Here is a 22,119-nt window from a genome sequence, read left to right on the forward strand (position 1 = left end):
TTACCCTAAACCAATACCGCGTTAGCCGTAGACCAGAACCCGGTCATCCTGCCCCACCACGAATTTGCGCACCTCGCGAAATCCGCGCGGGTCTTTTTCGGCCAGAACCTGAAACGGCCGCTGCGGCAAGATCACCGAACGCTCCAGCCGCGTTGCGCCATGCTCAGTGGCCTGCGCCCCCAGAGGGTCCAGATCGAACACCTCGCGCTCGGAACTGGAGAACCAACCCTTTTCAACCTCGGCCCGCGCGCTTTCCAGCTCTTCCACGGTCCAGGCAAAGGCCCAGTCATCGCCCGCCGACGCCTTAGCCTCGTCCAGAACATCGCGGATCGGCCCGGTCTGGAGCGTGAACGCGCTGGAATACATCGGCCCCAGATGGATGCGCCGCAGCCGTTTGGGGTGCAGATCGTCGAAATCCTGATCGAACCCCTTGGCGATGGTCAGCAGCTTCAGCCCGCCCACCGATTGCGCCAGAAGATGCGCCTTTGCCCGCTCCCACCGGCCCTCGTCGCGCGGCAAGGCGTGGCGGCCACTGTCTTGCAGGTCCATCAGATAGACGACCGGCACGTTCTGCTGGCTGTCATAAACCGCCCAATGCACGACATAGGACCGCCGCTCGCCCGTCAGATCGCCTTGGGGCAGCACTTCGGGGTGCATCTGAGGCCAGAACAGCCCCGCCCCGCGCCGCGCCAGCGTTTCGAAATAAAGCCGCTGGCTCATGGCGTATTGCAGATCGGTCGGCACTGCCCGCTCGCCCACGATCCGCCGGATCATCCGGTCGCGCAGATCATCCGCCGAGGCCATCCCGCGCAGGTGTTGCCCCGCCTGCGCCGCATCATTGGCCATCGAGACCAGCTCCTGATAGATCGGAAAGCCGCTTTCATGCAGATCAATCGTCAGGTGGCGCGCCAGCGTTCCGCCCATGCGCCCCGCTACCAGATACTTCATCGAGAGCGCCTCAAAGCTCGCCGCCATCGCATCGACATAGGTCGACAGAACCCCGGCGTCGGCCGCGCTCAGCGCCCGGTCGACCTCCATCTCGTCAGCCACGCGACGCAAAATGCGGGTGATCCGGTCGAACTTGGCAAAGTAGCGCCGTGCCGCCAGATCGTCATCCAGCACCTTGTGATCGTTTGTCAGCTCTGTCTTCACCGCTTAGCTGCCGTAAAGGTTCTTGTCGTGTTTCTCGACGATCGCGGCAAAGCGGCGCGCAAAGCGTTCGTCCGCCTTGGCCTTTTGCTCCAGCACCTTGCGCGCGAAGACCATATTCTCTTCGTGCGACTCCAGCATCTCGGCCATCTTGGCGTTGGTTGCCGCGCCGATGCCCGCCATAGCGGTCTGCGCCTGCTTGTCGGTCTCGATGCCAATTTCGTTGATCCGGTGTGCGATTTCCTGCTGCTGCGCGGTTTTCAGCGATTTCGTCAGCGCATCATACAGAACCACACGCTGCTGCGTATCTGTCTGGAGCTTGTTGATCAGCACCATCTGGGTTGCCGCCTGGTTTTGCAGACTGTCGACCCAAGTTTTGCCCTTCTCGATATAGCGCTCAAGTGTTTGCGATTTGGCGATCTTGACCTGCTCGTCCTGCACCAGCGCGTTATAGCGCACGTTCAGATCGGCCAGTTCGGTTTCCAGCTTGGTGCGGGCTCCTGCGTCCTGCTCGACCGCGATCTTGTTTTCCAGCTCGATGATTTTCGGGTCCATCGCCAGAATATCGGCACGCACGCCTTCCAGTTCTGCGACCGTCATCTCGCGCTCGTCCAGCGTGCCGGTCAGGTTGCCCTCGACCTTGGTTTTCTGCTCTTCGAGCACGGCAAGCTGCCCCTGCAACAGCGTGACAATCGTGTCCGACTTGGCGATCAGGTCCTGCAGCTTGGTGTCGATCGAGGCTTCGCGCAGGCGCTCGGCGCGCATCGATTCAGATTTACCGCTGGCGAAGATGCTGACAAAACTTTCCCACGCGGTCTTGGTGCGCAGCCCCTCGAAATCCTTGGAGAACCCGGCGGTTACGTCGTCCAGCCCCATGATCAGCTCGGCGATATTGGCGTTCATCGCGTCTGCGTGCGCCTGAACATCGGCCAGCGAGGCGTTCTCTATGTCCAGTCCCGCAGCGTCCTCAACCCCCGAGATTTTCCGCGCCGCTTCGATCCGCGCCGTCATTTCGGAAATCTTCGCCTGCGCTTCGGCCACCTGCTTCTGGCTTTCGGCGATCTGGGTTTCAAAGACAGACATCGGCCCCTCCAATGTTAATCGTTATTACAATCTGGGGAGGCCGATTTCGATTTTGAAGTGCCTGCCCGCAAAAAAGCTAGCGAAATCCATCGCGCGCCGCCAGCGCTTTTGCGTTTACCTGCGCGAAAGGCGACGCTAGCCTTGACCCTATGGACCTGCACAGCCGCATCAAGCTTGAAATTGCAGCACGGCGCGACGATCTGATCGCGCTGACGCAAGACCTGATCCGTATCCCCACGCTCAACCCTCCGGGGCGGCATTATCACCAGATCTGCGACTATCTGGGCGAACGGCTGTTGCAGCAGGGTTTCGAGATCAAGCTGATCCGCGCCCATGACAGCCCTGGCGACAGCGAAACCTACCCGCGCTGGAACCTTGTCGCGCGGCGCGAGGGGCGCGGCGCCGGCGAGTGCGTGCATTTCAACTCGCATCACGATGTCGTCGAGGTTGGTCACGGCTGGACACGCGACCCGTTCGGAGGCGAAGTCGAGGGCGACCGGATTTATGGCCGCGGCGCCTGCGACATGAAGGGCGGGCTGGCGGCCAGCGTAATCGCCGCCGAGGCCTTCATCGCCGCCTGCCCCGACCATCGCGGCGCCATCGAAATTTCGGCCACCGCGGACGAGGAAACCGGCGGCTATGGCGGCGTGGCCTATCTGGCGCAGCAGGGCTATTTTTCCCCCGAACGGGTGCAGCACGTCATCATCCCCGAGCCTTTGCACAAGGACCAGATCTGCCTTGGCCATCGCGGCGTCTGGTGGGCCGAGATCGAAACCCACGGCCGCATTGCGCATGGCTCGATGCCCTTCCTTGGCGACTCGGCGGTGCGCCATATGGGGGCTGTGCTGGCCGAGATGGAGGAAACCCTGTTTCCCCTTTTGCTGACCAAACACACTGCCATGCCGGTGATCCCCGAAGGCGCGCGGCAATCGACGCTGAATATCAATTCGATCCACGGCGGCGAGGCTGAACAAGAGCCGGGTTATACCGGCCTGCCCGCCCCCGTCGTCCCCGACCGCTGCCGCATCGTAATCGACCGACGCTTCCTGATCGAGGAACAGATCGACGAGGTAAAAGCCGAAATCACCGCCCTGATGGAGCGCGTCAAGGCGCGGCGCGAAAGCTTCACCTACGAGATCCGCGACCTGTTCGAAGTCCAACCCAGTATGACCGAAAAAGACGCCCCCGTCGTGCGCAGCACCGCCGCCGCGATCGAGGCCGTTCTGGGCCGCGAGGCGCGCTATGTCGTCAGCCCCGGCACCTATGACCAGAAACATATCGACCGCATCGGGCGACTGAAAAACTGTATCGCCTATGGTCCGGGCGAGCTGGCGCTGGCGCACCAGCCCGACGAATGGGTCGGCATTACCGATATGGAAGACAGCGCCAAAGTGATGGCGCTGGTTCTGGCCGAATTGCTCGCGCCTTAAACGGCGATATTGTCGATCAGGCGCACATCACCCAGCCAGACAGCCGCAAGCATCCGAACAGGCTTGGCCGCATCGGTTGCGGGCTTGAGGCCATCCACAGTGCGCAATTCCAGATATTCGACATCGTGAAACCCAGCCGCCAGAATGGCCTCCTTGGCCGTCTCCAGCGCGGCACCTGCATCCGTGCCCGCGCGGATCGCCCCGGCAGCCGCCTGCATTTGCTGATGCAGAACCGGGGCTTGCGCGCGCTCCTCGGCGCTTAGCCGCACGTTGCGCGAGGACATCGCCAGCCCGTCTTCCTCGCGGATCGTCGGGCAGCCCATGATCCGCACAGGGATATTCAGGTCGTCGACCAGTCGCTTGACCACCTGCAACTGCTGCCAGTCCTTCTCGCCAAAGAAGGCGCGGCCCGCTTGTGTCATCCCGAACAGCTTGGAGACCACCGTCGCCACCCCATCGAAATGCCCCGGACGCATCGCGCCCTCAAGCGGCTCGGAAATCCCTGTCACCGACACCTTGGTCGCAAAGCCATCGGGGTAGACCTCGTCCACACCGGGCGCGAAAAGCACATCCACCCCCTCGGCCTCCAGAAGCGCAAGATCATGCGCCTCGTCGCGGGGGTATTTGTCCAGATCAGACGCGTTGTTGAACTGCATCGGATTGACGAAAATCGTCACGATCACACGATCCGATTGCTCTCGCGCGGCGCGTGCCAGCGACAGATGGCCATCATGGAGCGCCCCCATCGTCGGGACGACGCCCACCAGCATCCCCGAGCGTTTCCACGCGGCAACCTTGTCGCGCAGCTCGGCGGAGGTGCGGATAACTTCGGTCATTTCTTTACCTCATCAGCGAAGACATGTTCGGGGGCGGGGAAGCTGCGCGCACGCACCTCGGCAGCATAGGCGGCGACGGCGGCTTCAGCCTCTTCGCCCAGATTGCCAAAGCGTTTGACGAATTTCGGTTTGAACGCCGTGAACAGGCCCAGCATGTCATCGACGACCAGCACCTGCCCGTCACAACCCGCGCTTGCACCAATACCCACGGTTGGAATGGCAATCGCGGCGGTAATCTCGTCGGCCAACGAGGCCGGCACCTTCTCAAGCACAACCGAGAACGCCCCGGCATCGGCCACGGCCTGCGCATCGGCGATCAGGCGCGCACGGTCATCGCCGCGCCCCTGCACCTTGTATCCGCCAAGCGTGTTGACCGACTGCGGCGTCAGCCCGATATGCGCCATCACCGGAATACCGCGCTGCACCAGAAAGCGGATCGTCTCGGCCATGTGCTGCCCGCCTTCAAGCTTGACCGCGCCTGCGCCGGTCTCGGCCATCAGGCGCGCGGCATTGCGAAACGCCTGCGCGGGGCTTTCCTCATACGAACCGAACGGCATGTCGATCACCATCAGCGCCCGCTTCAGCCCGCGCCCGACCGCTTGCCCGTGCAGGATCATCATCTCCATCGTCACCCCGATGGTCGAGGGCAGCCCGTGCACCACCATCCCCACCGAATCCCCGACCAGCACCAGATCGACATGGTCATCCATCAGCCGCGCCATCGGCGTGGTATAGGCGGTCAGACACACGACGGGTGCGCCGCCTTTCATCGCCTGAATATCCGACGGCATGAGCCGACGCTCGAATCCGGTTGCAGACATGATGCCCTCCTTCTTCCCTTGAGGAAGACATAGCCGCCCCGTGGAATTCAGGCAAAGTATTTCATGCCGCAACGCAGCGTCGCAGGGGAGTTCCGGCCCGAAATTCCCCCTTTGGCGAAGATAGTATTTACCTTGATCGAACGCGGGATCGGGTCAATCATGTGCCCCAGCCGTGATCCAAACCATGAAACGGGAGGCTCTTTGATGACCAGACGCACGCTGACGATAGCCACAGCCTTGGCCCTGATGACCGGCTCTGCATGGGCGCAGACCGATACGATTACCGTCGGACTGGGGCTGGAGCCGCCGAACCTTGACCCGACAGCAGGCGCTGCCGCCGCGATCGACGAGGTGGTCTATGCCAACCTGTTCGAGGGGCTGACGCGGTTTGGTCCCGATGGCTCGGTCCGCCCCGCGCTGGCCGAAAGCTGGGACGTATCGCAAGATGGGCTGAGCTATACCTTCCACCTGCGCGCGGGCGTCACTTTTCATGACGGCAGCGGGTTTGATGCAGAGGACGTGAAATTCACGCTTGATCGTGCGCGCGCAGAAGACAGCGCCAACGCCCAAAAAACCTTGTTCGCGGGAATTTCTGATGTCACCGAGACCGATCCGCAGACCGTGACGGTAACGCTTAAGGCTCCTGACGGCGCCTTCCCGTTCAAGATGGCCTGGGGCGATGCGGTAATCGTCGCGCCTGAAAGCGTGGCCGAGGCGGCTACCCATCCCGTTGGCACTGGCCCCTTTGCGTTTCAGGATTGGGCGCAGGGCGATCATGTGACGCTGGCCGCCTATCCGGGCTATTGGGGTGAAAAGCCCGCACTGGCTCAGGCAACCTTCCGCTTCATCTCGGACCCGACGGCGGCTTTCGCCGCGATGATGGCGGGCGATGTTGATGTCTTCCCCCGCTTCCCCGCGCCCGAAACGCTGGTGCAATTCGGGGCCGATCCGCGCTTCAAAGTCATCGTCGGCTCGACCGAGGGCGAGACAATCCTCTCGATGAACCACCGCTCCGAGGCGCTGGCCGACAAAACCGTTCGCGAGGCGATTGCCCACGCGATCAACCGTCAGGAAATCGTCGACGGGGCGATGTTCGGCTATGGCACGCCGATCGGCACCCATTTCGCGCCGCATAACCCCGATTACCTCGATCTGACCGGCCTGTCTGCCTATGACCCCGAGAAATCCAAGGCACTTCTGGCAGAGGCGGGGTTCAGCAATCTGAAACTGCGCCTTGCCCTGCCGCCCCCCACCTATGCGCGCCGCGGGGGCGAGATCATCGCCGCGCAACTGGCCGCAGTCGGCATCCAGACCGAGATCACCAATTTCGAATGGGCGGGCTGGCTGGAGACCGTGTTCAAGGGCCATGACTTCGACCTGAGCATCATCAGCCATACCGAGCCTATGGACATCGGCATCTATGCCCGCCCCGACTATTACTTCGGCTATCAGAACCCTGCCTTCAACGAGGTGATGGCGACGCTCGAGACCACCTCGGACACGGGCGCGCGCAGCGATCTGCTGCACAAGGCGCAGACGATCATCGCAGAGGATTTCGTCAACGGCTTCCTGTTCCAGTTGGCCCAAACCGGGGTAGCAAACGCGAAAATCGAAGGGCTATGGGCGAATGCGCCGACACAGGCGACCGATCTGACCGGTGTCTACTGGACCGACTAAGCCTTTCCGAAACCGAAACGGGCGCGGCCAGATGGCGGCGCCCGTTTTATTTTGGCTTAGCCCTCTTCCGGCGTTTCTTCGGGGTGGAATCTGGCCGCGGCCTCATCGGCGGCAGCGCGGATTTCCTCGGGGCTAAGCCCCGCCGCCTGAGCCTCGGCGGCCGCGACCGAACGGGCGTAGGCTTCGGCCTCGACCAGCGACAGGTCACGGATCAGCCCCTCGTCATAGGCTTTCTGGTCGGCCTCGATCACCGCCGTTTCGGTCGCTGGCACGACATAGCCGGTGTGCAGTTCGACCATCTCGCCCTCGGCGGCGATGCTTTCCGCCTTTGAGCGCACCTTGACCTTCGCGCCGATCTCCATCTCGTCATAAAGATCCATCACGTCCTGATTGAACAGCCGGATGCACCCCGCCGAGGTCGCGCGCCCGATCGAGGCCGGGTCCATCGTCCCGTGAATGCGATACATCGTGTCACGCCCACCCCGGAACAGATACAGCGCGCGCGCCCCAAGCGGGTTCGACAGTCCGCCCTTCAACCCGCCGGCAAGAGGCCCATACAGCTCGGGGTCGCGGCGGATCATGTTTTGCGTCGGCGTCCAGCCCGGCCATTCCTTCTTGACCTGCACGCGCGCGGTTCCGGCAAATCCGCGCCCCGCCTTGCCCACGGCCACGCCAAAGCGCATCGCCTTGCCCGGTTCGACAACGTGATACAAAAGCCGCGCATAGGGATCGACGATCAGCGTGTTCGGCTCTTCCGGCCCGTCATAGGCAACCCACTGGCGTTTGTTCCGCTCCGTCAGGAACAGCGAGGGCACCATCGGCACGATCTTTTCGCCATCGGGGCGGGCGCGATACTCCATCGGCACATTCATGCTTGAAAGGCCCGAGGCCGTCTGCGGCCCGCTCACCGGCGCATCGGGGTTACACCCCGCCAGCATCAGCGCAGCTATAACAGAAAGCGCAGCCATGCCGCCGCGCGACGGGCGAGCGCCCGACATCAGATGCTTGAACACGAAACAACATTCCCCAGCTTCGCCCACATGGCAGTGCGGGCTTCCGCTGTCCACAAACCCTCCCCCCTCGTTCGCGTCAAGTCCCGAGGGTCGAACCAGTGCATTTGCGCACAGAACTGTGAAAAATGGCAACGCCCTGACGCGGCTTTCGCTTGACCCCGCGCGGCAGGCGGACAAACCTCGTGCCATGCTGCGCTATCTGTTCAAACGCATCCTGATCCTGTGTCTAAGCCTTTTCGTGGCAAGCCTTGTCATATTCGCCCTGATCGAGGTGATCCCCGGCGATCCGGCAAGCTATATGCTGGGGCTGAATGCAGCGCCCGATACGGTGGCGGCGCTGCGCGCGCAGATGGGGCTGGATGACCCGCTGGCGCTGCGCTACCTGCGATGGGCGGGGGGCATGCTCGCGGGCGATTTCGGGCAGAGTTTTACCTATAAGGTGCCGGTGATCGACCTGATTACCGCGCGGCTGGTGGTGTCTTTGCCTCTGGCGGTGCTGGCGCTGGTGCTGGCGGTGATCGTGGCGTTTCCGGTCGGGCTTTGGGCGGCAGCGCGCCGTGGCAGGCTAAGCGACGGCGCCATCATGGCCGGCACGCAGCTGGGGATCGCTGTGCCGAACTTCTGGTTCGCGATGCTTTTGGTGCTGGTCTTCGCCGTGAAGATGCGCCTGCTGCCCGCCGGTGGCTTTGCGGGATGGGACTCCCCACTCGCCGCGCTGAAGTCACTGGCGCTGCCCGCCATCGCCCTCGCCTTGCCGCAAGGGGCGATCCTTGCCCGCGTGTTGCGCTCGGCGCTGATTGAAACCTTGGGCCAAGACTACATCCGCACCGCCCGCGCCAAGGGTCTTAGCCGCACCCGCGCGCTGACCGCCCACGCGCTGCGCAACGCACTGATCCCCGTCCTGACAATCCTCGGGATGCAGTTTTCCTTCCTGCTGGCAGGCGCGATCATCATTGAAAACGTGTTTTACCTGCCCGGCCTCGGGCGGTTGATCTTTCAGGCGATCACGCAGCGCGATCTGATTGTCGTCGAATCCGCCGTGATGGTGCTGGTCTGCGCGGTGATCTGCGTGACCTTCCTGACCGATCTCGCCTATGCCGCCGTAGACCCCCGATTGCGGAGCCGCGCATGAAGCCGATGCTCCGCCTTGGTCTGGTCCTGTCGGTTGCGGCGCTTCTGGCGGCGCTCGTCTCGCTGGTCTGGACGCCCTATGACGTGACCCAAATGGCGATTGCCGAGAAGCTGCGCGCGCCATCGGTCGCGCATTGGGCCGGAACCGACCATTTCGGGCGGGATATTCTCTCGATGCTGATGGCGGGGGCGCGGGTCTCGCTGGCGGTGGCGCTGGTGGCGGTTGGCATTGGCGCAGGGCTTGGCGTGCCCTTGGGCCTGATGGCGGCGGCGCGGCGCGGTAGCTGGCTGGACGAGCTGATCATGCGCGGCAATGACCTGATTTTCGCCTTCCCCTCGCTGGTGATCGCCATTCTGATCACCGCGACCTTCGGCCCCTCGGCGCTGAACGCAATCATCGCCATCGGGATTTTCAACATCCCCGTCTTTGCCCGCGTCTCGCGCGCAGGCGCGCTGTCGCTCTGGACGCTGGATTTCATCCGCGCGGCACAGGTCGCAGGCAAGTCGCGCGCGCGCATCTCGGCCGAGCATATCCTGCCCAATATCGCCAATCTTCTGATCGTGCAGGGAACGATCCAGTTCTCGCTGGGGATATTGGCCGAGGCGGGGCTAAGTTACGTCGGCCTTGGCGCGCAGCCCCCCATCCCAAGCTGGGGCCGGATGCTGGCCGAGGCACAGACATTCGTCACCCTCGCCCCCCATGTCGCACTGGCGCCGGGGCTGGCGATTGTGCTGACGGTGCTCGGGCTGAACCTGCTGGGGGACGGGCTGCGCGATGCGCTGGACCCACGGCTGAAGGGGCGCCTGACATGAGCCTGCTGAGCCTGCAAAACCTGTCGGTAAGCATCGACCGCGCCGCAATCCTGCAAGACGTCAGCCTTGATCTGGGCAAAGGCGAAATCCTTGGTCTGGTGGGAGAAAGCGGTTCGGGCAAATCAATGACCGCGCTGGCGATCATGGGGTTGCTGCCGCATCGCGCCAAGGCAAGCGGCCAGATCATGCTGGAGGGGCGCGACCTGTTGCCCCTGCCCGAAAAGGCGCTCTGCCAGATACGCGGCAAGTCGATCGGGATGATCTTTCAAGAACCGATGACCGCGCTGAACCCGTTGATGACCATCGGCGATCAGGTGGCGGAAACCCTGATGGTGCATGAGCGGATGCCGCGCGCAGACGCCCTGCGCATCGCGCGCGAGAGGCTCGACCGCGTGGGCCTGCGCGCGCCACGTTTTCCGCTGACGCTTTACCCGCACGAGCTTTCGGGCGGGCAACGCCAGCGGGTTGCGATTGCGCTGGCCATCGCGCTGCGACCACAGCTTTTGATTGCCGACGAACCCACGACCGCGCTGGATGTGACAACTCAGGCCGAGGTTCTGGCGCTCCTGCAAGACCTCGCTCGCGACGAGGGTATGGGGCTGATCCTGATTACCCATGACCTTGCCGTCGTCGCGGGGATGGCCGACCGCGTGGCGGTAATGAACGCGGGCCGCGTGGTCGAGACAGGCGAGACCGAGCCGTTATTCCGCACGCCGCAAGCGGACTATACCCGCGACCTGCTGGCCGCCTCGACCCATCGGGCGCGCCCTGAAACGCGCGACACACACGCACCCTTGCTATCGGTCGAAGGGGCCACGCGCCTCTATCGCCTGCCTCGCCCGACACCCTTTGCGCCCCACCCGGACCTGCGCGCGGTGGATGGCGTAAGCTTCACGCTGAACGCGGGGGAAAGCCTTGGGCTGGTCGGGGAATCCGGCTGCGGCAAGTCCACGCTGACGCGCACGATCCTAGGGCTTGACCCGCTGCAAGAAGGGCGGATCATGCTCTCGGGCCATTTGGTTTCACCGGACATGCCGATGCGCCTGCGCGCGGATGTGCAGGTGGTGTTTCAAGACCCCTACGGCTCATTCAACCCGCGCCAAAGGGTCGAGCGTCTGGTCGCAGAGCCGTTTCACCTGACCGGTCGCCCTACCGACTGGCGCGACCGCGTATCGCAAGCCCTGCGCGAGGTCGGCCTGTCGCCCGATGACGGGCGGCGGTTCATCCACGAGTTTTCGGGCGGCCAGCGGCAACGCATCGCCATCGCGCGTGCCTTGATTATCCGCCCCAAACTGATCGTTCTGGACGAGGCGGTCTCGGCGCTGGATGTGCGGGTGCGCGCGCAGGTTCTGGACCTGCTGGCCGCTCTGCAAAAAAGCCATAACCTTGCCTATCTGTTCATCTCGCATGACCTGTCGGTCGTGCGTAACGTCACCACCCGTTGCCTTGTGATGCAGGCCGGAAAGCTGGTCGAAGAAGGCCCGACCGAAGCCCTGTTCACCGCCCCGCGCCACAGTTACACCCGCGCGCTGGTTGCCGCCGCGCCGCGCATCCCCCCAGCCTGGATTAAGGAGCCCGCATGACCCTGCCACTCTGGTTCGACCCGACCGAATATCTTGCCGGAGGCCGCTGGCGCCAAACGCCCGAGCGCCTGCCCGTCGAGAACCCCTCGGACGGCACCACGATTGCCGAAATCGCGCGGGGGACGCAGGCTGAAATCGACGAGGCCGTCGCTGCCGCCCGCACCGCATTCGAGGGCGACTGGGGCGCGCTGAGTGCCGCCGAACGCGGGCGCCTTTTGCTGCGCATGTCGCGCATCGTCGAAGACCGCGCAGACGCATTGGCCGTGCTTGAGGCGATGGATGTGGGCAAACCGCTGAAACAGGCGCGCGCCGATGTTGTGGCTCTCGCGCGGTATCTCGAATTCTATGGCGGCGCGGCGGATAAGGTGATGGGCGAGACGATCCCCTTCCAGAATGGCTATACCGCCTACACCCTGCGCGAACCCCACGGAGTTACCGCCCATATCGTGCCGTGGAATTATCCGATGCAAATCATCGGGCGCTCGGTGGGCGCGGCCTTGGCGATGGGTAACGCGACGGTTCTGAAGCCCGCCGAGGAAGCCTCGCTCACCGCGCTGGCCTTTGCCCGCATCGCCGAGGAAGCCGGACTGCCCGCTGGCGCCGTCAACATCGTGCCGGGCCTTGGCGAAGAGGCGGGCGCGGCGCTGTCGGCACATTCCGGCATCAACCATATCTCGTTCACTGGCTCGGTTCCGGTGGGCCAACTGATCCAAGAGGCGGCGGCGCACCACGTCGTGCCTGTCACGCTGGAACTGGGTGGCAAGTCGCCCCAGCTTGTCTTTGCCGATGCCGATCTGGACCGCGCGCTGCCCTTCCTTGTGAATGCGGGCGTGCAGAACGCAGGCCAGACGTGTTCGGCCGCCTCGCGCATTCTGGTAGAGCGCTCGCGCTATGACGAGGTGCTGGAGCGGATGGCCACCGCCTATCGCCGGTTGCGCGTCGGCCCCGCAATGGCCGATCTGGAGGTTGGCCCGCTGATCTCTGCGCGGCAAAAGCAGATCGTCGAGGGGTATCTTGGCCTTGCGTCGGACCTGACCATCGCGGCTCAAGGGCAGATTGCCGCCGACGCCCCCGCGGGCGGCCATTACGTCGCCCCCACGCTGATCGGGGGTGGGCATGGCGCGCACCGGCTGGCGCAAGAGGAAATCTTCGGTCCCGCGCAGATCGTCATTCCGTTCGAGGACGAAGCCGACGCGATCCGCATCGCCAATGGCACCGACTACGGGCTTGTCGCCTCGGTCTGGTCGGAAAACGGCCCGCGCACGATGCGGCTTGCGAAACGGCTGCGTGCCGGGCAGGTTTTTCTGAACAATTACGGCGCAGGCGGCGGGGTTGAACTCCCCTTCGGCGGCACCGGAAAATCCGGTCATGGCCGCGAAAAGGGCTTCGAGGCACTTTACGGATTTTCGACCCTCAAAACCGTCGCCGCATGGCATGGCTGACCCTTTTCGACAGGAACAAAACGCATGAGACTTGAAAACAAAACCGCCATCGTCACCGGGGCCGCCTCGGGGTTTGGCGCGGGGATCGCGCGGCGCTTTGCAGCCGAAGGAGCGCAGGTGATGGTCGCAGACATTAACAGCGATGCCGCCGCCGCGCTGGCCGCCGAGATCGGTGGGCTGGCCTGCACGGTCGACGTGGCCAATGATGCCTCCGTCAAGGCAATGACCGAGGCTGCGCTGGCGCAATGGGGGCGCATCGACATTCTGGTGAACAACGCGGGCATCACCCATCTGCCCAAACCGATGGAAGAGGTCAGCGAGGATGAATTCGACCGTGTGCTGGCGGTCAATGCGAAATCGGTTTTCCTGACCGCGCGCCATATCGTGCCAGCGATGAAGCAGGCAGGCCGCGGCGCGATTCTGAACGTCGCCTCGACCGCAGGTGTCAGCCCACGCCCGAACCTGAACTGGTATAACGCCTCGAAGGGCTGGATGATTACCGCGACCAAAGCGATGGCGGTCGAGCTGGCCCCCAAGGGCATCCGCGTCAATGCGATCAACCCGGTCGCCGGGGAAACGCCGCTTTTGAAAAGCTTTATGGGCGAGGACACGCCGGAAATCCGCGCGAAATTCCTGTCGACCATTCCGCTGGGGCGGTTCTCGACGCCGGAAGATATGGCCAATGCCGCGCTGTTCCTGTGCTCGGACGAGGCGTCAATGGTCACAGGGGTCGCGATGGAAGTGGACGGCGGGCGCTGCATCTGACTTCACGCCGAAGGCGGTTAACGCGCGGTTAGGCCAAAACACGCATACTCACCGGCATCCTTCACGCAAGGGGCGCCGAATTCTATGGCTCTTTACTCGCTCAATATTTTTGATCTGAGCGCTATCACCACAAGCAACCCCAGCGGATTTTCCAGCGTGGGCGGGGAACAATTCTTCCCCGGCTTTGACACAGTCACGCTGGTTCCCGGCTCCTCGAGCCAGCCCGTTGCCGTCACCGACTGGAACGATGCAACCTTTGATGACGACGCGGGGCTCGCACAGGTCCTCAGCGGAGGCTCCACAATCAACGGGATTTTCTACCCCGACGGAACGGTGATCGAAGCGGAATATGTCCTGACTGTGCAGGATTCTCTTGGCACCAATTACATCTTGCAATTCGTGTCGCTGAACAGTGATGCCTATAATATTCAAGCCTTTGTGGTTCAGGGGGCGCTGCCGCCCTTTAACGAACCACTGACCGTCATTCAGGCGCAAGACGGGGTTGTCTTGACCTACGCTTATTCCACCTCCAGCCCGTCCTGTTTTGCCGCCAACGCCCGACTCAAGCTGGCCTCCGGCAGCTGGCGCGCAGCTGGTGAGCTGAGCATCGGCGACGAGGTGCGGCTCTATGGCGGCGACCTGGCTCGTATCGCACTTCTGATCCATGTGCGCGCACCCCATCGTGCAGGCGGCATCAGTCGCCCCGTGCGGATCCGTGCCCATGCCTTGGGCACGCAGGGTCCGCACGCAGATCTGGTGTTATCGCCGCAACATCGGGTCTATCTGCCCGGACTGGCGGCACTTGTTCCCGCGCGCGCGCTGACCTCGCAACCCCGCATAGGCCATCTGCCCGCGACAGGACCGGATTTCCACTATGTCCACATAGTGTTGCACCAACACGCGCTGCTGATCGCCGAGGGTCTGCCATGCGAGAGTTTCTGGCCCGGCCCCGTCGCCCTGTCACAGATGCCAGGCCATCTGGCCGCGCGCATCCGTGCGATCATGGGTGCCAATCCGGCGCGGGCAGCCCCGTTCCTGACAATGCAGGCCGCGCGCAAAGTGATGCAACAGACCACCGGAACGTAAAAGGCCGCCCCGAAGGGCGGCCCAGATCTGTTTCGACACAGAACGATTACGCGTCGTCGTCCTCGTCATCTTCATCGTTCGGCAGATTGAAGAAACTTTCCGCGTCCGAGTAGTCTTTCTTGTCTTCCTCAGGCTTGCCATCCGAGAGCGAGAAGTTCTCGAGCCCCGCAATCGCGGTCGGCAGGCGCGGCTCGTCCGACATGCCAAGCGACTGCTCGGTCGAGACCAGTTTACGACGCTCGTCATCGCTCATCACGCCTTCGGCAGCACGCTTCTTCGCGGCCTTTTGCACTTCGCTGTCCAGTTCGGACTGGCGGCACAGCCCCAGAGCGACCGGATCAATCGGCGTCATGTTCTGGATGTTCCAGTGCGTGCGCTCGCGGATCGAGGCAATCGTCGGCTTGGTGGTGCCCACCAGACGCGCGATCTGCGCATCGGCCAGCTCGGGGTGGAACTTCACCAGCCACAGGATCGCGTTCGGGCGGTCCTGACGCTTCGACAGCGGCGTATAGCGCGGGCCGCGACGCTTGTCTTCGCCCACGGCGGCCGCGTTGAACTTGAGGCGCAGCTTATACAGCGGATCAGCCTCGCCCTTGTCGATTTCTTTCTGGTCAAGCTGGTTCGAGGCGATCGGGTCAAACCCTTTCACGCCGGTCGCAACGTCACCATCCGCGATACCCTGAACCTCAAGCTCGTGCATACCGCAGAAATCCGCGATCTGCTTGAAGGTCAGCGTAGTATTGTCAACCAGCCACACGGCGGTCGCTTTGGCCATCAGGGGCTTGTTCGTCATCAGAGCCATCCTTTACAAATCTCTCCCGTGCCGTGAAATCGGCTGCGGCTGGAGATTCCCGAGGCCGCGGTCCATTTCTGGAAGGGGAATTGCGCCCCATATAGTGCTTTGTCGCGTGTTAGGAAAGAGAAAATGAGATTTGTAACAAGTATCATCGCCGCAATTATCGCGGTTTTGCTGCCTTTGACCGCGCAGGCCGATGGCGAAAAGGCCGGAGATTTCGATTATTATGTGCTCGCGCTGAGCTGGTCGCCCACATGGTGCGCGCTTGAGGGCGAGGCGCGCAACTCTCCGCAATGTGATCCGGCCAAGGATTACGGCTTTGTCCTGCACGGGCTTTGGCCGCAATACGAGGACGGCTGGCCAAGCTTTTGCCTGACCACCGCACGCGATCCGTCGCGGTCCGAAACCGCCGCGATGGAGGACATCATGGGCGCCCCAGGCACGGCGTGGTATCAGTGGAAAAAGCACGGTCGCTGTTCGGGGCTGTCGCCTTCCGACTTTTTTGCGACCGCACGCACAGCCTTTGAGCGGATCAAGCGGCCCTCGGTCTTCGCCAGGATGCAAAAGGATTACCGCCTGCCCGCCTCGGTCGTGGAGGCCGCCTTCCTTGAGGTCAACCCGTCGCTTTCGCGCAACATGATCACGGTGACCTGTGACCAGCGCCGGATTCAGGAGGTCCGCATCTGCCTGACCAAAGATCTGACGCCGCGCGACTGCGCCCCAGACACGCGCCGCGATTGCTCGCTTAGCGATGCGCTGATGGCGCGGATCAAATAGGCGAGCGCACCTGCAAGACCATCTTGCCGATGTGCTGGCTGGTTTCCATCCGCGCATGGGCCTGCGCGGCCTCGGCCAGCGGGAAGCAACTGTCATGCACGACGCGCAGCTTGCCTGCCTCGACCATCGGCCAGACCTTTTCGCGCAGTTCCCGTGCAATACCCGCCTTCGCCGCATCGGACTGCGGACGCAGGGTCGAGCCGGTGATGGTCAGGCGGCGCAGCATCACCTGCGCAAAGTTGATCTCGGCCTTCGGGCTTTCAAGGAAGGCAATGAACGCCATCCGCCCGTCATCCGCCAAGGCCTTGATATTGCGCGCGATGTAGCTCCCGCCAACCATATCGAGGATCAGATCGGCTCCGCCTTCTGCGCGCAGAACGTCAACGAAATTGGCCTCGCGATAATTGATCGCAGTGGCGCCAAGATCGGCGCAGGCGCGGCATTTCTCATCCGAGCCAGCCGTCGCAAAAACCCGCGCCCCAAGCGCCTTGGCGATCTGGATTGCTGTGGTGCCGATGCCGCTTGAGCCGCCATGCACCAAGAACCGCTCGCCCGACTTCAACCCGCCGCGCTGCACGACATTCGACCAGACCGTAAAGCAGGTTTCGGGCAGACACGCCGCCGATTTCAGATCGACGCCCGCAGGCACAGGCAGCGCATGGGCCGCCGGACAGAGCGCATATTCGGCATAGCCGCCACCCGGCAAAAGCGCGCAAACGGCATCACCGACCGCCCAACCACTCACGCCCGCGCCAATCGCCGCCACGCGCCCCGAGCATTCCAGCCCCGGCAAGTCCGAGGCACAGGGCGGAGCCTTATACGCCCCCGCGCGCTGCAACGCATCGGGGCGGTTCACACCCGCATAGGCCACCTCGATCAGCAACTCGCCCTGAGCAGGCACGGGCACCGCGCGGGTCGCAGGGCGCAAGACCTCGGGGCCGCCCGCAGCAGAAATTTCAACGACGGTCATCTGATCGGGAAGTTGCATCAGCGTGCCTCCTTGCCGGGCAGGTCATTTCGGCCAGAGGGTGCCTTGATGCCTTCCAGCACGGCGCTGACAAACGGCAGCTTCAACAGGCTGCCTTTCACCTTTTCAAATTGCATCACGTTCTCGATCCGGCGATCAAGGAAGGCCCAGCTATCGGCGTAATCCTCGCTGTCATCGCCCAGCCAGAACAGCACCAGCGCGCTATACACCCCCGAAAGCGTCATACGTTTCGTATACCAGTTGTAATCCTCGCTCGTGTCGCCCAAGGCATTCCATATCTTGTCGCAGGTCTCCCAGATCAGCTTGGACCCCGTCGCGGCATTTTGCGGCAGCGCGAATACGCTTGCGCCGCGTTGCACCAGCTCACGATCCACCACCTGCAAGCGCGTTCGAACGGCAAAGGCGATTTTCTCGCGAAATTTCAGCCCTTGCAGGTTTTCATCGGTCAATTTCTCAAGCATCAGACGATCGCCCTGCCGATGATACTCTGCCGCCAGATCGACCGCACCGCGCGGGCAGATCACGCGCGCCAGCCCCACATCCATCCCCAGATCCTCGACCGCCGCCTTGAACGCAGGCTCCGACCAGCCATCAAAGGGCACATGCGGCGCGATGGCCTGCAACAGCTCGGCCCGCGTGCGCGCATAATCCAAATGGTCGTTTTTCATGGCAAAACTCGTTCCGGCAGGAGTTGTAATAAAAGTCGGGCTTTGCTATATGGCCGCTTCCTGCAGATTGATGCAACTCTAACTTAGGAAGGTGGTGACACCACATGCAGGTCAGCGTTCGCGACAACAACGTCGAACAGGCGCTTCGTGCTCTGAAGAAAAAACTTCAGCGCGAGGGGGTTTTCCGTGAAATGAAGCTCAAGCAACATTTCGAGAAGCCGTCCGTTAAGAAAGCGCGCGAGAAAGCTGAAGCCGTCCGCCGTGCCCGTAAACTGGCACGCAAGAAGGCCCAGCGCGAAGGCGCTCTCTAAGCGTTTGATAATGCTGGCGGGTTCGCCCGCAACGAGGAACCCCCGTGGCACGCCACCGGGGGTTTTTTCGTGCGCTTCAGACCGGCAAAGCCGTGCTGTCGGCCACCGATTTCAGTGAAAAGCTGGACTTCATCTGCGCAACGCCGGGCAGACGCGCGAGCTTGGCACGGTGGATATGTGCGAAATCTTCGGAATCGGCAGCGACCACTTTGAGCAGATAATCCGCCGTGCCGGCCATCAGATGACACTCCAGAATATCGGGGATTTTGCGCACCTCACGCTCGAAAGAATCAAGCACTTCGTCAGCTTGCGTCGATAGGGTAATCTCGACGAAGACGGTCGTCGGGCGCTCCATCTTGCGGCGATCAAGCAGAGCGACATAGCCGCGAATAAAGCCATCGTCCTCAAGGCGTTGCACACGTCGGTGGCAGGCCGAGGCCGACAGGTTGACCCGCTCGGCCAGTTCGGCATTCGAAATCCGGCCCTGTTTCTGCAGCACCGTCAGAATGCGGCGATCTGTGGCATCTAGCGTCATATGCGCAACTTTCTTCGACTAATATTCAATAATGACGGCGATCATTCCAAGCTCCTACCCTATCGAGGTGTATTTTTCCAAGCACATTCTTCACGAAATCCGTCACAGTTCATGAAGAACACCATACAAGCCCCCAGGGAGGGTAGAATGAAAGTCGGAAGCATCCGTGAAATCAAAGCGCAGGAATTTCGCGTCGGCCTGACGCCGGAAGCCGCGCAGGAAGTTGTCGCACACGGGCATGAGGTGCTGATCGAAAGCGGCGCGGGGCTTGGCTCGGGCTATGATGACGCGGCCTACGAGGCCGTTGGCGCCCAGATCGTGCCGGATGCGGCTGCGGTTTTCGCAAGCGCCGATATGATCGTGAAGGTGAAAGAACCCCAACCGTCAGAGCGCGCAATGCTGCGCCCCGGTCAGCTTCTGTTCGCCTATCTGCACCTTGCGCCCGATCCGGAACAAACGGCGGACCTGCTGAAATCAGGCGCTGTTTGCATCGCTTTTGAAACCGTTACCGACCGCATGGGCGGGCTGCCGCTTCTGGCACCGATGTCCGAGGTTGCGGGCAAGCTCGCGCCGCAGATGGGCGCATGGGCACTGCAAAAGGCCAATGGTGGTCGAGGCGTTCTGATGGGGGGCGTGCCCGGCGTTGCACCGGCAAAGGTGGTGGTGATCGGCGGCGGCGTCGTCGGCACCAATGCGGCCCGCGTGGCCGCCGGAATGGGGGCCGATGTCACGGTTCTTGATCGTTCGCTGCCGCGTCTGCGCCAGTTGGACGATATGTTTGGCGGCCAGTTCGGCACTGCCTATTCCTCGGCGGCGACGCTGGCGGAAAAGGTGGCCGAGGCCGATATGGTGATCGGCGCTGTGCTGATCCCGGGTGCAGCAGCGCCGAAGCTCGTTTCCCGCGCGATGCTTTCGACGATGAAGCCCGGCGCCGTTATTGTCGATGTCGCGATCGACCAAGGGGGGTGCTTTGAGACCTCTCACGCGACAACCCACCAAGACCCGGTGTTCGAAGTGGACGGCGTCATTCACTACTGTGTCGCAAACATGCCGGGCGCGGCCGCCCGCACCGCGACGCAAGCTCTTGGCAACGCCACGCTGCCGTTCGTTTTGGCCCTTGCTGACAAAGGTTGGAAGCAGGCCTGCATCGACGACGCGCATCTGCGCGCGGGCCTGAATATCCACGCTGGCCAGTTGACCTGTCCGCCCGTGGGCGAGGCGCTTGGCCTCAATTCGGTTACCCCCGAAGAGGTCCTCGGCCTCTGAAACAAACGCCCCGGCCTGCGTGTGCGGGCCGGGGCATCCAATCGCTTACTTCTTCAGCGCGTCGCGAATTTCCAGCAGAACATCCAGTTCCGACGGACCAGCAGGCGCAGCGGGCGCAGGCTCTTCCGGCGTCTCGGTCGCTTCTTTGACGCGGTTCACCGCCTTGACCAGCAGGAACACCACAAAGGCGACGATCAGGAAGTTGATGACAGCCGTCAGGAACGCGCCGTAGGCAAAGACCGCAGCCCCTGCCTCGCGCGCAGCATCAAGGCTGGAACCATCAGGCACATCACCCGAAAGCACCGCATACATATTGGTGAAGTCGATTCCGCCCAGCACAAGCCCGATGACCGGATTAAGAAGATCCGACACAAGCGAGGTCACAATTGCGGTGAAGGCCGCGCCGATGATGATACCGACGGCCATATCCATAACATTGCCCTTGGCAATGAAGTTCTTGAACTCTTGAATCATTATTTGCCCCTTTACTCTCACGCGGGTCTTGCCCGAAGTGCCGAACGTTACCATTTTCGAATAGAGCCGCACAAACGCAAATTCACTGTCCAAAATGCCCGGAGATTCCCCTTGACCGATCTCTCTTCCTTCCCGATCACCTCCCGTTGGCCCGCCCACGACCCGTCGATCATTCAGCTTTACTCGCTGCCGACGCCGAACGGCGTAAAGGTTTCGATCATGCTAGAGGAAACCGGGCTGGCCTACGAACCCCATCTGGTGCGCTTTGACGCAAACGACCAGATGACGCCCGAGTTTCTGTCGCTCAACCCGAACAACAAGATCCCCGCGATCATCGACCCGAACGGCCCGGACGGCGCCCCCCTGCCGCTCTTCGAAAGCGGTGCGATCCTTATTTATCTGGCGGAGAAAACGGGCCAGCTTCTGCCCGAGGCAAAGCGCTATGAAATCCTGCAATGGCTGATGTTCCAGATGGGCGGCCTGGGACCGATGTTCGGCCAACTTGGGTATTTCCACAAATTCGCCGGTCGCGAGATCGAGGACCCCCGCCCGAAAGAACGCTACCGCGCCGAGGCCGAACGTCTGCTCAAGGTGCTGGATGGCGCGCTTGACGGGCGCGAATGGATCGCGGGCGAATATTCGATTGCCGATATTGCGATCGCACCCTGGCTACGCACCCTGCGCGATATGTATCAGGTCACGGATCTGACCGGATGGGGCAAGCTGGCGAATGTTCCGGCCTATCTCGATCGCTTTCTCGCCCGCCCGGCAGTGCAGCGCGGCCTGAACATCCCCGCGCGAGATTAAACTTCGTGGCAGGGCGCGCCCGTCGCGTGCCCTGCCATCAGACGCGGCCCGCTGCCATCGGCGCGCAGCCACTCACTGTCCGGCCCGGCCGCCTGCATCCGCGCGATGCGGAAAATCTGCTCGGCATCGCAGGTCATCATGATGCGCAGTAGCGCATCCAGATCCTCACGCATCAGGATCGCCCCCGCGATTTCAAGGGGCGCTTCGCGATGAATCGCATTTCGCACACCCTCGCGAAACCGCTCCAGCCGCGCACGGATCGCATCGCGCTGATCCTCACGGAAGGCCGCGTCCAGCAACGCAAGGTTCCGGTGATAGGCCAGCTCCTCGCGCAAATCGGCAATCGCACTGTCCAATTCGCGGGCGGCTTCCCCCTCTTGCCCGTCAAGATCCTGCTCGCAGGCCGCCAGCATATCCTCTAGCTGGGAAATTCGCTTGCGAGCGGCCATATCCGCCTGTTCGACGAAAGCCGCATCGCCGATAAGCTGCGCCAGTTCCTCGACCATCACGGAGACCCCCTGCAAGGGCAGCCCACCCCCGACCGGTGTCAGATAGTTGCTGATGCGCGTCCAGTTGTGGACCTGAGCCATTGCTTTATCCCCGTGCTAGTGACGGAACAAAGCTGTCAGATCATAGTGAACAACTCGTGAACGAAAACCGTTCCCGCG

The 22,119-nt window shown here is 62.6% G+C and carries 23 protein-coding genes; 12 read left to right on the forward strand and 11 right to left on the reverse strand.

What is annotated here, in order from left to right:
- Window positions 1–21: 21 nt before the first annotated feature.
- Together RYZ20_RS11410 and RYZ20_RS11415 are read right to left on the reverse strand one after the other, a co-directional pair.
- Window positions 22–1,152: a hypothetical protein gene (locus tag RYZ20_RS11410; RefSeq protein WP_317673550.1), complete on the reverse strand. Its 1,131-nt coding sequence runs from the start codon at window positions 1,150–1,152 to the stop codon at window positions 22–24.
- Window positions 1,153–1,155: 3 nt separating this feature from the next.
- Entirely contained in the window at window positions 1,156–2,232 is a 1,077-nt protein-coding gene (locus tag RYZ20_RS11415) for a hypothetical protein (RefSeq protein WP_317673552.1), read from the reverse strand.
- A 149-nt stretch (window positions 2,233–2,381) separates the two neighbouring features.
- On the opposite strand from RYZ20_RS11415, the gene RYZ20_RS11420 reads away from it, so the two are divergent.
- Window positions 2,382–3,662, forward strand: coding sequence for an acetylornithine deacetylase/succinyl-diaminopimelate desuccinylase family protein (locus RYZ20_RS11420; protein ID WP_317673557.1), 1,281 nt, complete (start codon window positions 2,382–2,384; stop codon window positions 3,660–3,662).
- On the opposite strand, the gene panC is transcribed toward RYZ20_RS11420, so the two are convergent.
- Both panC and panB read right to left on the reverse strand, forming a co-directional pair.
- Window positions 3,659–4,498, reverse strand: coding sequence for a pantoate--beta-alanine ligase (panC, locus tag RYZ20_RS11425; RefSeq protein ID WP_317673559.1), 840 nt, complete (start codon window positions 4,496–4,498; stop codon window positions 3,659–3,661). The genes RYZ20_RS11420 and panC overlap by 4 nt on opposite strands.
- Window positions 4,495–5,319: a 3-methyl-2-oxobutanoate hydroxymethyltransferase gene (panB, locus tag RYZ20_RS11430; RefSeq protein WP_317673561.1), complete on the reverse strand. Its 825-nt coding sequence runs from the start codon at window positions 5,317–5,319 to the stop codon at window positions 4,495–4,497. The genes panC and panB overlap by 4 nt, the downstream gene beginning before the upstream one ends.
- Window positions 5,320–5,523: 204 nt before the next feature.
- On the opposite strand from panB, the gene RYZ20_RS11435 reads away from it, so the two are divergent.
- Window positions 5,524–6,996, forward strand: a complete 1,473-nt coding sequence (locus RYZ20_RS11435; RefSeq protein WP_317673565.1) for an ABC transporter substrate-binding protein — start codon at window positions 5,524–5,526, stop codon at window positions 6,994–6,996.
- Window positions 6,997–7,052: 56 nt separating this feature from the next.
- Here RYZ20_RS11435 and RYZ20_RS11440 read toward each other — a convergent pair whose 3' ends face one another.
- Window positions 7,053–8,009, reverse strand: a complete 957-nt coding sequence (locus RYZ20_RS11440; RefSeq protein WP_317673567.1) for a L,D-transpeptidase — start codon at window positions 8,007–8,009, stop codon at window positions 7,053–7,055.
- 187 nt (window positions 8,010–8,196) lie between these two features.
- Between RYZ20_RS11440 and RYZ20_RS11445 the strand changes: the two genes are divergently transcribed.
- The 6 genes from RYZ20_RS11445 (at window position 8,197) to RYZ20_RS11470 (ending at window position 14,829) form a co-directional block, all read left to right on the forward strand.
- A complete protein-coding gene (locus RYZ20_RS11445) occupies window positions 8,197–9,141 on the forward strand; it encodes an ABC transporter permease (protein ID WP_317673686.1) in 945 nt (314 codons plus the stop codon).
- Window positions 9,138–9,953 carry an ABC transporter permease gene (locus RYZ20_RS11450; RefSeq protein ID WP_317673569.1) on the forward strand — a complete coding sequence of 272 codons (816 nt, stop codon included), beginning with the start codon at window positions 9,138–9,140 and terminating at the stop codon, window positions 9,951–9,953. The genes RYZ20_RS11445 and RYZ20_RS11450 overlap by 4 nt, the downstream gene beginning before the upstream one ends.
- Window positions 9,950–11,536, forward strand: a complete 1,587-nt coding sequence (locus RYZ20_RS11455) for an ABC transporter ATP-binding protein (protein ID WP_317673571.1) — start codon at window positions 9,950–9,952, stop codon at window positions 11,534–11,536. The genes RYZ20_RS11450 and RYZ20_RS11455 overlap by 4 nt, the downstream gene beginning before the upstream one ends.
- Window positions 11,533–12,978, forward strand: coding sequence for an aldehyde dehydrogenase family protein (locus RYZ20_RS11460; protein ID WP_317673573.1), 1,446 nt, complete (start codon window positions 11,533–11,535; stop codon window positions 12,976–12,978). Before RYZ20_RS11455 ends, RYZ20_RS11460 begins: the two co-directional genes overlap by 4 nt.
- A 24-nt stretch (window positions 12,979–13,002) precedes the next feature.
- Complete coding sequence (locus RYZ20_RS11465; protein ID WP_317673575.1) at window positions 13,003–13,743, forward strand: SDR family oxidoreductase; 741 nt, start codon at window positions 13,003–13,005, stop codon at window positions 13,741–13,743.
- A gap of 156 nt (window positions 13,744–13,899) precedes the next feature.
- Window positions 13,900–14,829, forward strand: coding sequence for a Hint domain-containing protein (locus RYZ20_RS11470; RefSeq protein ID WP_317673577.1), 930 nt, complete (start codon window positions 13,900–13,902; stop codon window positions 14,827–14,829).
- A 46-nt stretch (window positions 14,830–14,875) separates the two neighbouring features.
- Here the strand turns inward: RYZ20_RS11470 and RYZ20_RS11475 are convergent, their stop codons facing one another.
- Window positions 14,876–15,622 carry a DUF1013 domain-containing protein gene (locus RYZ20_RS11475; RefSeq protein WP_317673579.1) on the reverse strand — a complete coding sequence of 249 codons (747 nt, stop codon included), beginning with the start codon at window positions 15,620–15,622 and terminating at the stop codon, window positions 14,876–14,878.
- Between the two features lie 132 nt (window positions 15,623–15,754).
- Between RYZ20_RS11475 and RYZ20_RS11480 the strand changes: the two genes are divergently transcribed.
- Window positions 15,755–16,402, forward strand: coding sequence for a ribonuclease T2 family protein (locus RYZ20_RS11480; protein WP_317673581.1), 648 nt, complete (start codon window positions 15,755–15,757; stop codon window positions 16,400–16,402).
- On the opposite strand, the gene RYZ20_RS11485 is transcribed toward RYZ20_RS11480, so the two are convergent.
- The gene (locus RYZ20_RS11485) at window positions 16,395–17,390 is read right to left on the reverse strand and encodes an NAD(P)H-quinone oxidoreductase (RefSeq protein ID WP_317673583.1); all 996 of its coding nucleotides are present in this window, start codon (window positions 17,388–17,390) and stop codon (window positions 16,395–16,397) included. The genes RYZ20_RS11480 and RYZ20_RS11485 overlap by 8 nt on opposite strands.
- On the reverse strand, window positions 17,390–18,058 hold the full coding sequence (locus RYZ20_RS11490) for a COQ9 family protein (RefSeq protein WP_317673585.1): 669 nt from the start codon (window positions 18,056–18,058) through the stop codon (window positions 17,390–17,392). Before RYZ20_RS11490 ends, RYZ20_RS11485 begins: the two co-directional genes overlap by 1 nt.
- A 104-nt stretch (window positions 18,059–18,162) precedes the next feature.
- Between RYZ20_RS11490 and rpsU the strand changes: the two genes are divergently transcribed.
- Window positions 18,163–18,369, forward strand: a complete 207-nt coding sequence (gene rpsU, locus RYZ20_RS11495; protein WP_011748553.1) for a 30S ribosomal protein S21 — start codon at window positions 18,163–18,165, stop codon at window positions 18,367–18,369.
- 76 nt (window positions 18,370–18,445) lie between these two features.
- Here the strand turns inward: rpsU and RYZ20_RS11500 are convergent, their stop codons facing one another.
- On the reverse strand, window positions 18,446–18,904 hold the full coding sequence (locus RYZ20_RS11500; protein WP_317673602.1) for an Lrp/AsnC family transcriptional regulator: 459 nt from the start codon (window positions 18,902–18,904) through the stop codon (window positions 18,446–18,448).
- A 147-nt stretch (window positions 18,905–19,051) separates the two neighbouring features.
- On the opposite strand from RYZ20_RS11500, the gene ald reads away from it, so the two are divergent.
- Window positions 19,052–20,170 (forward strand): alanine dehydrogenase, encoded by a 1,119-nt coding sequence (gene ald / locus RYZ20_RS11505; protein ID WP_317673604.1) that lies wholly within the window; start codon window positions 19,052–19,054, stop codon window positions 20,168–20,170.
- A 45-nt stretch (window positions 20,171–20,215) separates the two neighbouring features.
- On the opposite strand, the gene mscL is transcribed toward ald, so the two are convergent.
- Entirely contained in the window at window positions 20,216–20,644 is a 429-nt protein-coding gene (gene mscL / locus RYZ20_RS11510; RefSeq protein WP_317673606.1) for a large conductance mechanosensitive channel protein MscL, read from the reverse strand.
- Between the two features lie 111 nt (window positions 20,645–20,755).
- On the opposite strand from mscL, the gene RYZ20_RS11515 reads away from it, so the two are divergent.
- A complete protein-coding gene (locus tag RYZ20_RS11515) occupies window positions 20,756–21,451 on the forward strand; it encodes a glutathione S-transferase family protein (protein WP_317673608.1) in 696 nt (231 codons plus the stop codon).
- Here the strand turns inward: RYZ20_RS11515 and RYZ20_RS11520 are convergent.
- Window positions 21,448–22,041: a hypothetical protein gene (locus tag RYZ20_RS11520; protein ID WP_317673610.1), complete on the reverse strand. Its 594-nt coding sequence runs from the start codon at window positions 22,039–22,041 to the stop codon at window positions 21,448–21,450. The two genes, RYZ20_RS11515 and RYZ20_RS11520, sit on opposite strands and share 4 nt — an antisense overlap.
- Between the last annotated feature and the right edge of the window lie 78 nt (window positions 22,042–22,119).

It is taken from the genome of Pseudothioclava alba (assembly GCF_033100795.1).
Lineage (GTDB): Bacteria > Pseudomonadota > Alphaproteobacteria > Rhodobacterales > Rhodobacteraceae > Pseudothioclava.

Excerpts from the sequence above, each read along its gene's own strand:
- RYZ20_RS11415 (WP_317673552.1), bottom strand. The coding sequence starts at position 2,232 with ATGTCTGTCTTTGAAACCCAGATCGCCGAAAGCCAGAAGCAGGTGGCC.
- RYZ20_RS11420 (WP_317673557.1), top strand. The coding sequence starts at position 2,382 with ATGGACCTGCACAGCCGCATCAAGCTTGAAATTGCAGCACGGCGCGAC.
- panC (WP_317673559.1), bottom strand. The coding sequence starts at position 4,498 with ATGACCGAAGTTATCCGCACCTCCGCCGAGCTGCGCGACAAGGTTGCC.
- panB (WP_317673561.1), bottom strand. The coding sequence starts at position 5,319 with ATGTCTGCAACCGGATTCGAGCGTCGGCTCATGCCGTCGGATATTCAG.
- RYZ20_RS11435 (WP_317673565.1), top strand. The coding sequence starts at position 5,524 with ATGACCAGACGCACGCTGACGATAGCCACAGCCTTGGCCCTGATGACC.
- RYZ20_RS11445 (WP_317673686.1), top strand. The coding sequence starts at position 8,197 with ATGCTGCGCTATCTGTTCAAACGCATCCTGATCCTGTGTCTAAGCCTT.
- RYZ20_RS11450 (WP_317673569.1), top strand. The coding sequence starts at position 9,138 with ATGAAGCCGATGCTCCGCCTTGGTCTGGTCCTGTCGGTTGCGGCGCTT.
- RYZ20_RS11455 (WP_317673571.1), top strand. The coding sequence starts at position 9,950 with ATGAGCCTGCTGAGCCTGCAAAACCTGTCGGTAAGCATCGACCGCGCC.
- RYZ20_RS11460 (WP_317673573.1), top strand. The coding sequence starts at position 11,533 with ATGACCCTGCCACTCTGGTTCGACCCGACCGAATATCTTGCCGGAGGC.
- RYZ20_RS11465 (WP_317673575.1), top strand. The coding sequence starts at position 13,003 with ATGAGACTTGAAAACAAAACCGCCATCGTCACCGGGGCCGCCTCGGGG.
- RYZ20_RS11475 (WP_317673579.1), bottom strand. The coding sequence starts at position 15,622 with ATGACGAACAAGCCCCTGATGGCCAAAGCGACCGCCGTGTGGCTGGTT.
- RYZ20_RS11480 (WP_317673581.1), top strand. The coding sequence starts at position 15,755 with ATGAGATTTGTAACAAGTATCATCGCCGCAATTATCGCGGTTTTGCTG.
- RYZ20_RS11485 (WP_317673583.1), bottom strand. The coding sequence starts at position 17,390 with ATGCAACTTCCCGATCAGATGACCGTCGTTGAAATTTCTGCTGCGGGC.
- RYZ20_RS11490 (WP_317673585.1), bottom strand. The coding sequence starts at position 18,058 with ATGAAAAACGACCATTTGGATTATGCGCGCACGCGGGCCGAGCTGTTG.
- rpsU (WP_011748553.1), top strand. The coding sequence starts at position 18,163 with ATGCAGGTCAGCGTTCGCGACAACAACGTCGAACAGGCGCTTCGTGCT.
- RYZ20_RS11500 (WP_317673602.1), bottom strand. The coding sequence starts at position 18,904 with ATGACGCTAGATGCCACAGATCGCCGCATTCTGACGGTGCTGCAGAAA.
- ald (WP_317673604.1), top strand. The coding sequence starts at position 19,052 with ATGAAAGTCGGAAGCATCCGTGAAATCAAAGCGCAGGAATTTCGCGTC.
- mscL (WP_317673606.1), bottom strand. The coding sequence starts at position 20,644 with ATGATTCAAGAGTTCAAGAACTTCATTGCCAAGGGCAATGTTATGGAT.
- RYZ20_RS11520 (WP_317673610.1), bottom strand. The coding sequence starts at position 22,041 with ATGGCTCAGGTCCACAACTGGACGCGCATCAGCAACTATCTGACACCG.